We start from the raw sequence: 14,884 nt of genomic DNA, 5'->3' as shown, positions 1-14,884 counted from the left end.
CGCCGTTAACATTTAAATAGTATAATGATAATTAGCGAATACTGAAAGACACTATTAAATCCTATTTGAGAATGTCTTTGAGGAAAAACGAATACTACCACCAATTTGAACCTGATGCTGGGGTTCCTCAGTGTCAGGATTCATACCTATTCTTGTATATACAGTATTTTGTTCAGACCTATCCGAAATTGTATTTAATCCGATCAATTTCACTATTATGAACTTTTTAATCCATTTAAAATTTTGAGATCGAACTGGAATCCAAAAAGTATAACCTTAAAAACAACAATTAAGGCTTCATGGATAAACAGAAAGAGAAAAAGTACCACCTTCATATTTATCACGCCCGTCAGTGCGATCCGAAAAAATGCACCGGCAAAAAGATGGCACGATTTGACCTTGCACGCCTTTTCGACAAGGTCCAGAAGATCCCACGCGGATCCATTCTACTCGACCCAATGGCAGAACAGGCACTTTCCCCGGCAGACAGCAACGAGCAGAACATAACTGTACTTGATTGCTCCTGGGAAACCGTTGAGGAAGTATTCCCACAACTTTTAAGATTGCAGCTTAAACACCGTGCACTTCCTTATCTTGTAGCTGCCAATCCTGTGAACTTCGGGCGGCCTTTCAAACTCAATTCCGTTGAAGCATTTGCAGCTGCCCTATACATACTTGGTAATAAAGAACAGGCAGAGGAGATCCTTTCAAAGTTCAACTGGGGACATAGTTTCCTTGAGGTTAATAGAGAGCCACTTGAAGACTATTCCAAAGCAAAGGACAGCAAGGATATCATCAGAATCCAGGGCGAATACATCTGACCGGCAAAAAAGGAATTTGATACATTGATACAGATCGGAGTCATTGGCGCAGGTTCATGCGATAAGAGAGTAGCAAAGTTGGCCGAAACCGTCGGTGCTGAAATCGCAAAGAACGACGCAATACTCATTTGCGGAGGCCTGGGTGGTGTGATGGAAGCTGCAGCAATGGGATGTAAAGCAGAAGGCGGGCAGACCATAGGCATACTTCCGGGAAACAAGAAAGAGGATGCGAACGCGTATATTGATCTTGTGATCGTTACTGCAATGGGACATGCAAGAAATGCGATCATTGCACAATCATGTGATGCACTGATAGCTGTAGATGGAGAATACGGCACACTTTCAGAGATAGCGCTTTCTCTAAAGATGGGGAAGCCGGTCGTAACACTGGAATCAAAATGGGACGTAGAAGGAGCATGGATCGCAGCAAGCCCGGAGGATGCTGTTAAGATCGTATTGGGGCTATTTTTGACAAGGTAACAATACTTTAATAGTATAATAAAGATAGCTTATTAGGGACTAAATTGTGGTGCTACATCACAATTTATGATCTACACAAATTTATGGGGGAAATCAAATATGACAGATATTGAAATTGATACCAGAGGGGAAACATGCCCTGTACCTCTTGTAGAATGCCGCAAAGCTTTGAAGAAGGCATCCGAAGGAGATGAGGTCACAATTCTCGGAACGCATCCCGCATCAAAAAAGGAAATACCAATGGCATGCAAAGCACTTGGGCTTGAGATCATTGGTGTTGAAGAAAAAGATGAGGAATGGAAGATAAAGATACGCAGGTAACGTTTGGGGGTTACTATGACCGATACTGCAGAGACTACCGATAAGGCTGTCATTATTGTCCATAGTGGGGATCTGGACAAAATATACAGCGCCCTTATAGTTGGCAATGGGGCACTTGCAATGGGAATGGATGTTTCCATGTACTTCACTTTCTGGGGACTTCAGAGACTTAAAAAAGGTGGACTTGAAAAGGGACCCCTTTCAAAGATGCATATGCTGGGACTTGGAAAATGGATGATAAACAAACGCATGAAAGCAGCAAACGTAGCTTCTCTTGAAAAGCTCATGAACGACTACAAGGAACTGGGCGGGAAAATACTTGCCTGTGAGATGACCATGGAAATTATGGGAGTCAAGGCTGAAGAGCTTCGCACCGAATGGATCGATGAATACGGTGCAGTGGGCACCTATGTCAATGAAGCAAGGGATGCGAAAATAACACTGTTCATTTAAACAAAATTTAACAGAGGGAGTGTGAATTGAAATGACAGGCTATCGATGTAATGTCTGTAACGTTTTTGAATACGATGACGCAGAAGGAAATGCTGAAATGGGCATCGAACCGGGAACAAAGCCGGAAGATTTCCCTGATGACTGGAAATGCCCTATATGTGGTGCAGATAAAAGTCACCTGCTGCCAGTTTGATATTTTTAGATATTATTAAATTTTATATTTTTTAACACAGCAAAGGGGTGTGCTTGCAGGATGACCGAATATCGATGCAACGTCTGTGGCGCTTTTGAGTATGATGATACAAGGGGAGACTCGAACACCGACATAAAACCCGGAACAAAGCCGGAAGATTTCCCTGAAGACTGGCGCTGTCCGATATGTGGTGCTGACAAGAACCACCAGATGCCTGTTGAAAAAGAAGAGATCGAGGAGATCACTTCAGAAGAGATAGTTACCTGTCCCAAATGTGGTACAAAGAGTAAGATCACAGTATCAGAATTTGGAAAAATAGACATCAGTGGTTATCTTGGAGAATGGAGAAGAACCTCAGATACTACTGAAACCTACATGGAAGACATCCACAAGATCTCTGTTAGTGGTGAATCCATACTTGAACCGATGAAGACAAAGCAAGATGTGCTTTCATGGAATGACATCCTTATCAAAGGAGCACAGCTTGCAAAGATACCTCTTAACGAGGATGAAGCTGTCAACACTAACACCGTCATTGGACCAAAAGCAAAGCACCCACTTGTTATTGAAACTCCCGTGTTCATTACCCATATGTCATATGGCGCATTATCCAGTGAAATTAAACAGGCCCTTGCAATGGGAAGTGCTGCTGTAAAGACCGCAATGTGTTCAGGGGAAGGCGGCATCCTCAAGGAGAGCATGGAGAAAGCCCACAAGTATATTTTTGAATATGTGCCGAACAGATACAGTGTCACCGAAGATAATCTCAAGAAGGTGGATGCCATCGAGATCAAGATCGGACAGTCTGCTAAACCTGGCATGGGTGGACACCTGCCTGCTGAGAAGGTAACACATGAGTTGGCGGAGATCAGGGGATTTCCGGAAAGCACAGACATCGTAAGTCCTGCTCATTTTGACGATATCCGAAGCAAGGAGGACCTGAAAGCAAAGGTCGACTGGCTCAGAGAGACCTCAGGAGGCAAACCTATCGGTATCAAGATGGCAGCAGGTAATATCGAAGCTGACCTTGAAATTGCTGTTTATGCAAAGCCCGATTTCATTACCATCGATGGCAGACCAGGAGCAACTGCTGCTGCACTCAAATTTGTAAAGAATGCAACATCGATACCCACAATATTTGCACTTTACCGTGCGAGGAAATTCCTTGATGAGAAAGGCATAAAGGATATTTCCCTTATAATCACAGGTGGCCTGCGTGTATCTTCCGATCTTGCAAAAGCACTTGCACTTGGTGCAGATGCAATTGCCATAGGCACAGCAGCGCTCATGGCGTGTGCCTGCCAGCAATACAGGCAATGTGATACCGGAAAATGTCCGGTCGGCGTCACAACACAGGATCCTGAACTTCGTTCCAGACTTAAGATCGATATTTCTGCAAAGAAACTTGAGAACTTCCTTAGAGTATCCACCGAAGAACTTGAAAATTTCGCAAGGCTCACAGGAAATGATGATGTTCACAAATTAAGCATCAATGACCTTTGCACTACAAATTCCGAAATTTCAGACCATACCGAGATCGAACATGTCTGAGATCTGATGCATATCATAGAAAATAAGATCGTAAAGCAGGTCTATAAAATAAAAGCATAAATAACCGGGGGGGTTATATCCGTTTAGAGAAAGACACACTTGGGGAAGTGGAAGTGCCTGAGGACGCCTATTATGGCCCTCAGACAACAAGGGCAGTTCATAATTTCAAGGTCAGCCGCCAGAGGCTGCCCCCTTCTTTTGTAAAAGCACAGGCTGCAATAAAGATGGCATCAGCACGTGCGAATATGGAAGCCGGAAAGCTTGATATCACAAAGGGAGAAGCCATAATCAGAGCTGCATCCGAGGTGAGAGAAGGTAAGTTCGATGACCAGTTCGTGGTAGATGCGTTCCAGTCAGGTGCAGGGACATCACAGAACATGAACGCAAACGAGGTCATTGCCAACAGGGCACTTGAGATCCTTGGAGTTGAAAAGGGACATTATGACATAATACACCCAAACGACCATGTGAACATGTCCCAGTCTTCAAATGATACTACACATACTGCTATTCACATTGCTGCTGTGGAGACCATTAATTCAGAGCTCATGCCTGCACTTGTGGAAATGCTGACAGTATTTGCTGAAAGGTCAGCTGAGTTCATGGAGATCGTCAAGCCCGGAAGAACACATCTGCAGGATGCAGTGCCGGTCACACTCGGCCAGGAATTCTCCGGGTATGCACATATGCTTGAACTTGGGATCAAACGGCTTGAAGTTGCCATTGATAGCCTTTAGGAGCTGAACATGGGAGGCACTGCTGTTGGTACCGGACTGAACACACCGGAAGATTTCGGACAACTGGCAATAAAAGAGATGGAACATATCACAGGCCAGGATTTTAGGCTGGCTCAAAATGCATTTGAGGCCACGCAGTCTGCAGAGGCCATCCTTGGAGCGTCGGGAGCACTTCGAAGCATTGCTGTAACACTTATCAAGATCGCAAACGACCTGCGTCTTCTTTCAAGCGGTCCAAGAACAGGTATCGGAGAGATCAACCTTCCGGCAGTACAACCCGGTTCTTCCATCATGCCCGGGAAAGTGAACCCCGTGATGGCCGAAATGCTGAACATGGCATGTTTCCAGATCATCGGGAATGATACAACAATAACAATGGCTGCACAGGGAGGTCAGTTCGAACTCAACGTATTCACCCCTGTACTTGCCTATGATCTTCTTAGCTCGATAGAGATCCTCACAGGTGCATCGATCTCCTTTACAGAAAGGTGCCTTCGGGGAATCACTGTGAACAGGGAACGATGTGAGGAACTATCAAAGCAGAGCCTTGCTCTTGTCACCATACTGGGAACAAGCATAGGTTATGAGAAGGCTGCAGAGATCGCACACACTGCACACAGGGAGAACAGAAGCATAATCGAGGTAGTGAAGGAGATGAACATAATGGGTGAGAAAGACGTAGAGAAACTTCTTGATCCCATCACCATGACAGGAGTGGGTAAATGATCACACATGATGTGATAATGATAGGAGGCGGCCTTTCAGGTCTCAGATGTGCTATTGAACTTCATGAAAAGGGAGTGGACGTAGCCATCATCTCAAAAGTTCCTCCGATACGAAGCCACTCCGGAGCTGCACAAGGAGGGATCAATGCATCCCTTGGCTCCAATGACAGCTGGGAATCGCATGCATTTGATACTGTTAAGGGAAGCGATTACCTTGCTGACCAGGACACTGTTGAAATACTATGTAAGGAAGCTCCTGACAGGGTTCTTGAAATGGAACACTGGGGAACCAATTTCTCAAGGAAGGATGATGGGACCATAGCACAGCGTCCTTTTGGTGGTGCAGGATTTCCCAGGACCTGCTATGCAGGGGACAGGACCGGACACAACCTTCTTCATACACTTCATGAAAGGATATTACGTGCTGGTATCAAGGTCTACAGGGAATGGCTTGTAACAAAAGTTGTCATAGAGGATGACAGGTGTCTGGGTTTTGTAGCTATGAACATGCTAAACTCCAAACTTGAGGTTTTCAAGACAAAGGCTACAGTACTTGCCACCGGAGGTTATGGGAGAATCTACGCGAAATCCACCAATGCCATTATCAACAAAGGTTTCGGGATAAGTCTTGCTTATCGTGCAGGAGTACCACTCCAGGACATGGAATTCGTACAGTTCCACCCCACAACATTATGGGGCACTAATATACTGATCACCGAAGGTGCAAGGGGTGAAGGCGGATACCTCTACAACAAGGACCATGAAAGGTTCATGAAAGGCTACGCAGCCTCATCAATGGAACTGGCACCCAGAGATATTGTTGCAAGGTCTATCCAGCAGGAGATCGACGAGGGAAGGGGATTCCCCGGAGGTTATGTCCATCTGGACATCACACACCTTGGAAAGGACCTTATCGAAGAAAGACTGGCAGGAATAAGGCAGATCTGTATCGATTTTATAGGCATTGACCCGGTCGAGGAACCTATTCCCGTACAGCCCGGGCAGCATTACTCTATGGGTGGCATCACCTCAAACAAGGACGGTGCAACCCCTGCAAAAGGACTCTATGCAGTTGGGGAATGTGCCTGTATAAGTGTTCATGGTGCAAACCGACTGGGAGGAAATTCACTCCTTGACACCGTGGTCTTTGGAAGAAGGGCAGGAGTACATGCAGCAGATTATATTGCATCACTTGAAGAAGCGACCGATGCTCCCCTGACAAAGGCACTTGATAGTGAGAGAACTGCAATTTCTCAAATGATGGGGAAAGATGGAGAAAGCTATTCCAGCATCAGTCAGGAACTGAAACAGACCATGCAGGAGAACGTAGGTGTTTTCAGGGAACACGACAAACTCGAGCAGGCGGTCAGGGATATCAAAGATCTGGAAGAGAGAGCAAAGTCACTGAAAGTCAGAACAGAAGCAAAGGAATTCAACCTGGAACTGCTCAATGCCATCGAGCTTAAGGGTATGCTGGACCTGGCACATGTCATCGCATTAGGAGCATTGGTACGTGAGGAAAGCAGGGGTGCACATTACAGGACCGATTTCCTTGAAAGGGACGACAAGAACTGGTTAAAGCACACACTCGCCTATCCCGCACCGGAAGGTCCACGACTGGAATACAAAGATGTTAGTATAACGATCTTCCAGCCACAGAGGAGGATTTACTGATGATCAAGCTAAAGATCAGAAGACAGGATGGTGAAAAGGTCTGGTATGATCTCTTTGAGGTTGAGGACAAGCAGGGAATGAATCTGCTGGAAGCATTGTTCTTTGTCCAGGAAAAACTTGATGGAAGCCTTACTTTCCGATACTCTTGCAGAGGTGCTGTCTGTGGAAGTTGTGGAATGCTCATCAACCGGGTACCAAGGCTTGCCTGCAAGGTACAGGTATCTGAACTGAGGAAGGAACCTACGAATGAAGGGAACTCGGAGGTCATGATAGCTAACAAGAAGACTGAAACAGACAATAATGAAATATTGATAGAACCACTACCTAACCTGAATGTCATACGTGACCTTGTAGTAGACATGAATCCATTCTATAATTTGCTGGAAAGTGTAAGACCCTGGCTTGAGATGAAGAATGATATTCCTGAAAAGGAAAACATTATAGATCAGGAAATGCAGGTCAAGCTTGAACAATATACTAACTGCATCCTATGTGCAATATGCCACGGGTCATGCCCTGTTGCAGCAAGGGACAGGAAATACTACGGACCGGCAGCTCTTGCAAAAGCATGGCGTTTTGATCTTGACCCAAGGGAAAATGAATCCAATAGAAAAGAAAGGCTTGAAATCGTGAACTCAGAATCCGGCGTATGGGGTTGCGACACTGTATACAAGTGTGTTGCAGTCTGTCCCAAAAAAGTGGCACCTACGTTAGGGATAAATGAACTTCGCAACAGGATAAATACAAATAAGAAAAAAGAAGAGTAAGTAAGTAAGTAAGTAAGTAAGTAAATAGTACTTTTCTTTGAAAATTATTATAGAATATGGATAGAAAGATACAAGATTGGAAATAACAAAATATATTACATCATTTCAACAGGAACATATGATCGGGAACTAGTATGCGAGAATATTAGTGTGACACAAAACTTTTTATTATATAAAGATTTTCAACACCTGATATACTCATTATAGTTTCACTGGTAACGGCAAGACGTTCCATATATTTATAAATCGATAATACCGGAGTTTTCGATGCATCTTATCATAGCAGAAAAACACATTGCGGCCAAGAGGATAGCAACTATCCTTGCCCCGAAGAAACCAAAGCAGGTACGTGTCAGCGGAATGGATACCTACGAGTTCAATGCTGATGACAGGACCGTTGTCATGGGGCTTAGTGGACACATCGTCCAGCTGGACTTCCCTAAAGCATACAACAACTGGCAGAAAGTAGAGTCAAGAGAGCTCATCGATGCTGAGGTCATCACCACACCCACACATGTAAAGATCGTGAGTGCACTTAAAAAGCTGGGAAAAGAAGCAACACACGTTACCATTGCTACTGACTACGACCGAGAAGGAGAACTTATTGGTGTCGAAGCGCTTGAGATCATCAAGAAAGTGAACCCTGAAGTAGACTTTGACCGTGTATTCTACAGTGCGATCACAAAGAAAGAGATCGATGATGCTTTTGCAAACCCTGCAGCTATTGATTTCAATCTTGCTGATGCAGGCCATTCCAGACAGGTCATCGACCTGGTATGGGGAGCATCGCTCACAAGATACCTTTCAATTTCAGCAGGCAGGCTGGGTAAGCTATTCCTATCTGTAGGAAGGGTACAATCACCGACCCTTGCACTTATAGTCGACAAGGAGAAAGAAAGGCAGGCTTTCATCCCAAAACCATACTGGGAAATTTTTGCCACCCTCAAGGATGATAAGGGTGAACTCTTCAACATCCAGCACAAGACCCTGAAGTTCTGGGACAAAGCAGAAGCAGAAAGGGTAATGGACATCATAGGTGACAATGCAACCGTTACTTCGGTAGTCAGATCAAAGAAGACAGACAAGCCCCCCACTCCTTTCAATACCACCGAATTCATAGGCGCTGCAAGTTCCATCGGGTATAGTGCTGCAAATGCCATGAGGATCGCAGAATCACTCTATACAAGCGGTTTCATTTCATATCCGAGGACTGACAACACCGTATATCCGGCATCTATCGATCTGAGAGAGCAGATCGAGATATTCAAGAAAGGCACTTTCAAGGAATATGCCGAAAAACTGCTCGCCAAGGAAAAACTTGTTCCGACCCGTGGTAAGAAAGAGACCACCGATCACCCTCCTATCTATCCTGCATCACTTGCAAAGAAGAGCGAGCTCAATGACCAGGAATGGAAGCTTTACGAACTTGTGGTCAGAAGATTCTTTGCAACCTTTGCTGAAGAGGCCGAGTGGGAGACCCTGAAGGTAAAGTTCGATATTGAAGATGAGGAATTCAAAGCGAACGGTGCCAGACTTCTTCACGCAGGATGGAGATGGTACTACCCATACAATGCACCACAGGACAGGCTGCTTCCTGCCCTTGAAGAAGGTGAAGTACTCACTATAAAGAGCAAAGAGATGACGTCAAAGGAGACACAGCCACCCGGAAGATATGGTCAGGGAAGGCTCATCAAGCTCATGGAAGAGCTTGGACTTGGCACAAAAGCAACACGTCATGACATTATCAGCAAGCTATATTCAAGAGCATACGTCCACGGAAATCCGCTCCAGCCTACAAAAACATCCTTTGCAGTAGTAGAGGCCCTTGAGGAATATGCCCCTACTATCACAAAGCATGACATGACAAGCAAGCTGGAAGAGGACATGGACCGTATTGCAGAAGGCAAGGTCAATGAAGAGGATGTCCTGAGCGACTCAAGGAAGATGCTTGACAATGTATTTGCCGAACTTGAAGAAAATAAGGAGAAGATATCGGAATCATTGCGTGCCGGTCTTCGAGAAGACAAGGTCATTGGCATCTGCAAAGAATGTGGCTCAAAGCTTATAGTCAGACGCTCAAAAAGAGGTTCCAGGTTCATCGGTTGTGACGGTTATCCTGACTGTAATTTCTCCCTGCCGCTTCCAAAGAGCGGACAGGTTATTGTTACTGATAAGACATGTGAGGAACACGGCATCAACCATATTAAGATCATAAATGCCGGAAAAAGACCATGGGATCTTGGTTGCCCGCAATGTAATTTCATCGAATGGAAAAAGACACAGGAAGAAGAGAAAAAGAAGCTTCCTGAAGTTCCAAGACCTGAGAAGATACTGGATGTACCCGGTATCGGAAAGGTTACAGCTGAAAAGCTCAAAGATGCAGGCGTTTCAACTGTAGATGAGCTTGGTGAGATAAACGCAATAGAACTTTCAAAAAGCACAGGAATTTCTGTCGGCAAGATCATGAAATGGCAGGAAGCTGTTGCATAAATAAACAAAAGAAGGGATATAAATGAAACTGGGATTCAAAGGCGGTTGTAAGGAAGTCGGACGTTCTGCACTCTTAGTCAACGATGAGATATTGGTCGATTACGGTATCAAACCTGGAGAGACTCCGCTCTATCCTGTAGACCAAGTAGCTCCTAAAGCTGTCTTTGTTTCACACGGCCATCTGGACCATTGTGGGGCTGTTGCAAACCTCATGGACATGAAACCTGAAGTGTTCATGACACCACCAACAGCTGATCTTGCACATGTACTCGCAAGGGACACACTTGCAATAGCAGAAAGAGAAGGAAGGGCTGTACCATATAGTGGTTGGGAACTCCAGCAGCTGACAATGAACACCCGGAAGGTGGACACAGGCATAGAATTCCATACTCACGGTTACACCGCAGAGTTCTATAATGCAGGTCACATACCAGGCTCCTCAGCAATATATCTTGAAAAAGATGGGAAAAGCATTGTTTATACCGGTGATTTCAACACCCTTGATACAAGACTTGTACCGGTAGCCGATGAACTGCCAAAAGCAGATGCACTCATAACAGAAAGCACATATTTTAACGAGGACCACCCTTCCAGAAAGGAAACTGAAAGGGAATTCATCGACTCACTGAAGGACACACTGGACATGGGAGGCAATGTCCTTATACCTGCTTTCGCCATTGGAAGAACACAGGAAATACTCATGCTTCTCAGCGACTATGGTATCCCATGCTATGTAGACGGAATGGGAGTTGGGATATACAAACTTCTGATGAACCATCCTGATTATCTGAAGAACCCGGCACACCTGAAACATGCATTTGATAATGCAACATTTGTCAAAGGCAGAAAAAGAGCAAATGTTTCGCTTCATGGATCCGTGATCGTGACAACTGCAGGCATGCTTAACGGTGGCCCTGTTCTTTACTATATCAACCAGCTCTACAAGGATGCAAAATCCAAGATCATGCTCACAGGCTATCAGGTGGAAGGTACCAACGGAAGAATGATGCTCGACACCGGCATCATCGACAACGATGGAGTTATCCAGCAGGTTCGCATGAAGGTCGAGCAGTATGATTTCTCAGCCCACTGCGGTGACCATGAGCTAAAGCAGCTTGTGAAAGATTTCTGTGACAAAGGTGGAGAGAAGGTCTTCCCAATGCATGGAGAGAACGCAGAAGATTTCGCCACATGGGTCAATGAAGAGATCGGTGCAGAAGGATATGCTCCTGCCAACGGCGAAGATGTTATGATCTAAATTTCAAGGGGTTCACAGGTTTTTCATAAGAATACATAATGGGTTGCGGATCTAATTTCTGCAATTTCATTTTCTTATCTTTTTTAATTCAAACTTCAAGTTCAGTCTAACATAAATGTATCATCACTTAGCAGAACGCAGCATCGCTTTGATCGATCAGGTAGTTATCCTGTTGTAAAGCATCGGAAGCCTTTCCGGTAGTGAAGCCGCATTATCGATTATTGTGTAACCTACATCTGAGAAGATGGTATCCAGGTACTCTCCTGCTTCACTATCAACGGTAATACAGAAGAAGTGCATCCCAAGTGTATTGCCCTCCTGTATTGCAACCCTTGTATCCTCAATGGCCATCTGTCCTTCATATTTGCCGTCAGCAAAACCAAGATCGTAAGGGTTGCCATCTGAAAGCAGGACAAGAAGCTTTACCTTGGCATCGATATTCTTAAGCTTTGAGATGGAATGACGGATCGCAGCACCCAGCCTTGTGTTCATTGCAGGTTCCAAAGCGCTTATCTTGCATTCCGCATCCTCTGAAAAGTTCTCGTTGAACTCCTTTATCGTATAAAATTCAACATCTGACCGGGTATTTCCGGAAAAGGCTGCAATTGCATATTTATCTCCTATGCTCTCAAGAGCCTGGGTCATAATGATAAGTGAATCCTTTTCCACATCGAGTATTCTACGGCCATTTTCCAGTTTCTTTCTGGTTGATGAACTCATATCCAGAAGGAAAAGAGTTGCAACATCCCTCTCACGCTTATCCCTTCTAATGTACAACCGGTCAGTAGGGTTGATACCGCACTTCCTGTCAGTAAAAGCCTCGATCAAAGCATCAAGATCAAAATCATCCCCATCCAGCTGCCTGCGTAATTTGCGGAAGGATTCCGGCTTCATCATCTTGAAGATCCGGTTTATCAGAGTGATCTCACGCGCATAATGTTCTCTGGCCTCAAGGTAGAATTCATTGTCACTTCCTGAAGGGGATACCTCATAGACAGTACACCAGTCGTTCTTATAGTCCTGCATACGAGAATCCCATTCATCATAACTGTAACTTCCAAGCACTTCCCAGTTCTTCGATCTTGCATATTCAGGACCTTTGCCTGGCCTGTCCTCAATGAGCTCTTCGTCATCCGGAAGGACGGACTGAGGAATAAAAGATTCCATTACCTGCTCCGTAAATTCTTCACCACTAGTTTGAGTGGCAGAGGAAGAACCGACACCCATTCCACGATAGTCAAAATTCCTTATCGACTCATATTCCAAAAATTTGAGGGGACCAAACCGATCATTAAGCACGGCATAGATTTCGATAGTCGCTTCAAGTGAATCAAGTGTGGATGAATCAGGTTTGAAAACGTTATTAACAAGTAGTTCATGAGAAAGATCCAAAATTTCCTGGAGATCGCTCTCAATTTCAAATGATGGTTCGATACCTACAGAGTAAAGCAAAAGGCCTTCCATGAACTTCCCAATACCGAATACATCTGAACTTCTATTCTGTGAAATTTGAATTCTTACTTTTTCGAACTCCCGTCGCAATCCCCTGTAAAAGGATGTCGTCATGTGCTCCACCCTTGCATCTTCTATAATTCCCATTATGTCAGCAGCAATGAATGGAGCTGGAAGCTTCCCGATAACGAATGCAACTACGTTAGACTTAACAGCAGGATCAACTTCCACATCCTCAGGAAGATCCAAAATGTCTATACCGATCTTTTCGAGCAGTGACAAAATATCCTTCAGCTCAAAGACCGAAGTTCCAAACTGGATATGCCCCACTTCATGCATTACAGCCAACTTATAGATAGTGAAGTTCTCCTCGAAATCTCCATACCCTTTCACCGTAGGCTCCAAATAGATCGTCCTGCCGGAAACTATCGGATTAGGATACCTGCTGAACTCTCCTGAAAGGAAACTCTTTGAACGTATTGTGAAATTTATGCCTGAAATTCCCACTGAATAATACTTAAGGACCCTTGACACGCGCTTAAGTGCCACGCCACTCATCAGTTTTTCAGCAAACTCCGTTGCACTCTTTGACCTCAGCGAGAAATAGGCCCTGCCACTCCCACGATCCTCTTCAAAAATGGAAAGGCCTTTTTTCACCCAGTCATCAAGCTCTGTTACATCGAGGTCCTTTAACAATGCCGGGGAATTCCTGAAAAAACTGAATGCCATTTCTCTGTCGATTTTAAAGACTTCAAGCCCTGTATACACCCATCTTTCGATCTCCTTCGGATGTATACTGAGCAGGATATCTGACAGGATGGAGAAATATATTCCTGCAAGCATTCCGTTATTTTCTGCCAGAAGCTTTGCATTACTGAATATTGTCGAATAGTATTTCCGATCGCTGTTCTTCAATACAGAAAGAGAACTGTGGAAATAGTCCGAGCCATAAAATGTCGAACTCTGCGAAATGCTCTCCCCAATAAAGACCCACTCATCGAACTCCCCTTTTTCCAGATGAATTAGCATCTCAGGTGCAGTCTCAAAAAAACTCCCAACACATCTCCAGCAGATTTTAGTTAATTGTAGACCAATATCGATGAGATGTCTTGTCTCTTCCCCGTCAGCCCGCCGAAGATCCTTACCCAATCCTCTGAAAACCGCTTCATAGAAAGTTTTTGCAGCTTCAGGCTCATCGTGTGAAAAGATTTCTTTGCCCATTACCACATATTCTGCAAGATCTTCAATATCGATCATGCCAATGAACTTTGGAGTAATCTTCAGGAATGAGGTGGCTACATCGCTGTTCTCAACAGCAAGTTCTTTCCCGAGATGCGACCATTTATCGAACTCACTTTTACTGAGTGCAGCTAATGCAAGAGGTGCACTGGTTAAGAATGTAAGGAATATCTGAAGATCAATATTCCTGAAACTTTCTAATGAAAACAAAAGTAATTTTCTCTGATGTTCTGGAAGAGCAGGAAGAGCATTGACAGTCTGCTCAATAAAGTCGATAGCAACTTTCCATTTTATCCCGGCAATATCCTGTACCATCGGATACCAGATGTCTAAAAGCTCCTGATCCATCAAAGGTACAAGCGTTTCGAGATTTCCCAGAAATGTCTTTCCGACACTGGGATTCAAAGAATTAAGTTCTGTGAACATTTCGACCCATCCGCTGAAAGCGGCAGAACCAAGTTCAAGGAACACAGGAAATGTTGCCGAAAAATAGATATTTCCAAGACTTATATCCTTGTTAAGTGAAGATTTCCAGACATCGAACCATTCTACAAACCGGGATGGTTGTTTTCTGAAAAGTACAAGCCTTTCCAGAGGTATTTTTTCAAATTCAGCCGATATTTCTGAAATTTCCACATCTGACAAATCCTCGAGCAGACCTGCTGAATCCAGGATATCAATTACATCCTTAAGATGAACGACCTCCCCTTCATCCTGTGACAA

At 44.5% G+C, this 14,884-nt stretch carries 12 protein-coding genes and 1 pseudogene; 12 read left to right on the top strand and 1 reads right to left on the bottom strand.

Going from position 1 to position 14,884, the window contains the following annotated elements; genetic code table 11:
* Positions 1 to 299 precede the first annotated feature (299 nt).
* From LI82_RS05295 to LI82_RS05245, 12 genes and pseudogenes are all read left to right on the top strand, one after another.
* On the top strand, positions 300 to 821 hold the full coding sequence (locus LI82_RS05295) for a DUF367 family protein (protein ID WP_048193928.1): 522 nt from the start codon (positions 300 to 302) through the stop codon (positions 819 to 821).
* 24 nt (positions 822 to 845) lie between these two features.
* A complete protein-coding gene (locus LI82_RS05290; protein ID WP_048193927.1) occupies positions 846 to 1,301 on the top strand; it encodes a TIGR00725 family protein in 456 nt (151 codons plus the stop codon).
* A gap of 99 nt (positions 1,302 to 1,400) precedes the next feature.
* On the top strand, positions 1,401 to 1,622 hold the full coding sequence (locus LI82_RS05285) for a sulfurtransferase TusA family protein (RefSeq protein WP_048193926.1): 222 nt from the start codon (positions 1,401 to 1,403) through the stop codon (positions 1,620 to 1,622).
* A 15-nt stretch (positions 1,623 to 1,637) separates the two neighbouring features.
* The gene (locus LI82_RS05280) at positions 1,638 to 2,075 is read left to right on the top strand and encodes a DsrE/DsrF/DrsH-like family protein (protein ID WP_048193925.1); all 438 of its coding nucleotides are present in this window, start codon (positions 1,638 to 1,640) and stop codon (positions 2,073 to 2,075) included.
* A gap of 31 nt (positions 2,076 to 2,106) precedes the next feature.
* Complete coding sequence (locus LI82_RS12890; RefSeq protein ID WP_048193924.1) at positions 2,107 to 2,268, top strand: rubredoxin; 162 nt, start codon at positions 2,107 to 2,109, stop codon at positions 2,266 to 2,268.
* Between the two features lie 60 nt (positions 2,269 to 2,328).
* Positions 2,329 to 3,819 (top strand): glutamate synthase-related protein, encoded by a 1,491-nt coding sequence (locus LI82_RS05270; RefSeq protein WP_048193923.1) that lies wholly within the window; start codon positions 2,329 to 2,331, stop codon positions 3,817 to 3,819.
* Positions 3,820 to 3,926: 107 nt separating this feature from the next.
* A pseudogene (locus LI82_RS05265) lies at positions 3,927 to 4,901 on the top strand (lyase family protein); the annotation flags it as partial.
* Positions 4,881 to 5,282, top strand: a complete 402-nt coding sequence (locus LI82_RS13355) for a hypothetical protein (RefSeq protein ID WP_330217370.1) — start codon at positions 4,881 to 4,883, stop codon at positions 5,280 to 5,282. The pseudogene LI82_RS05265 and the gene LI82_RS13355, both read left to right, overlap by 21 nt.
* Positions 5,279 to 6,955, top strand: a complete 1,677-nt coding sequence (locus LI82_RS05260; protein ID WP_048193922.1) for an FAD-dependent oxidoreductase — start codon at positions 5,279 to 5,281, stop codon at positions 6,953 to 6,955. Before LI82_RS13355 ends, LI82_RS05260 begins: the two co-directional genes overlap by 4 nt.
* Positions 6,955 to 7,722, top strand: a complete 768-nt coding sequence (locus LI82_RS05255) for a succinate dehydrogenase/fumarate reductase iron-sulfur subunit (protein WP_048193921.1) — start codon at positions 6,955 to 6,957, stop codon at positions 7,720 to 7,722. The genes LI82_RS05260 and LI82_RS05255 overlap by 1 nt, the downstream gene beginning before the upstream one ends.
* 267 nt (positions 7,723 to 7,989) lie before the next feature.
* Complete coding sequence (locus tag LI82_RS05250; protein ID WP_048193920.1) at positions 7,990 to 10,212, top strand: DNA topoisomerase I; 2,223 nt, start codon at positions 7,990 to 7,992, stop codon at positions 10,210 to 10,212.
* Positions 10,213 to 10,234: 22 nt separating this feature from the next.
* Entirely contained in the window at positions 10,235 to 11,470 is a 1,236-nt protein-coding gene (locus LI82_RS05245; protein WP_048193919.1) for an MBL fold metallo-hydrolase, read from the top strand.
* Positions 11,471 to 11,626: 156 nt separating this feature from the next.
* Here LI82_RS05245 and LI82_RS12420 read toward each other — a convergent pair whose 3' ends face one another.
* Positions 11,627 to 14,884, bottom strand: a complete 3,258-nt coding sequence (locus LI82_RS12420) for a nitric oxide reductase activation protein NorD (RefSeq protein ID WP_052402743.1) — start codon at positions 14,882 to 14,884, stop codon at positions 11,627 to 11,629.

Origin of the sequence: Methanococcoides methylutens (genome assembly GCF_000765475.1) — an archaeon.
GTDB classification, from domain to species: domain Archaea; phylum Halobacteriota; class Methanosarcinia; order Methanosarcinales; family Methanosarcinaceae; genus Methanococcoides; species Methanococcoides methylutens.
This window is presented reverse-complemented; position numbering and strand designations above follow the sequence as displayed.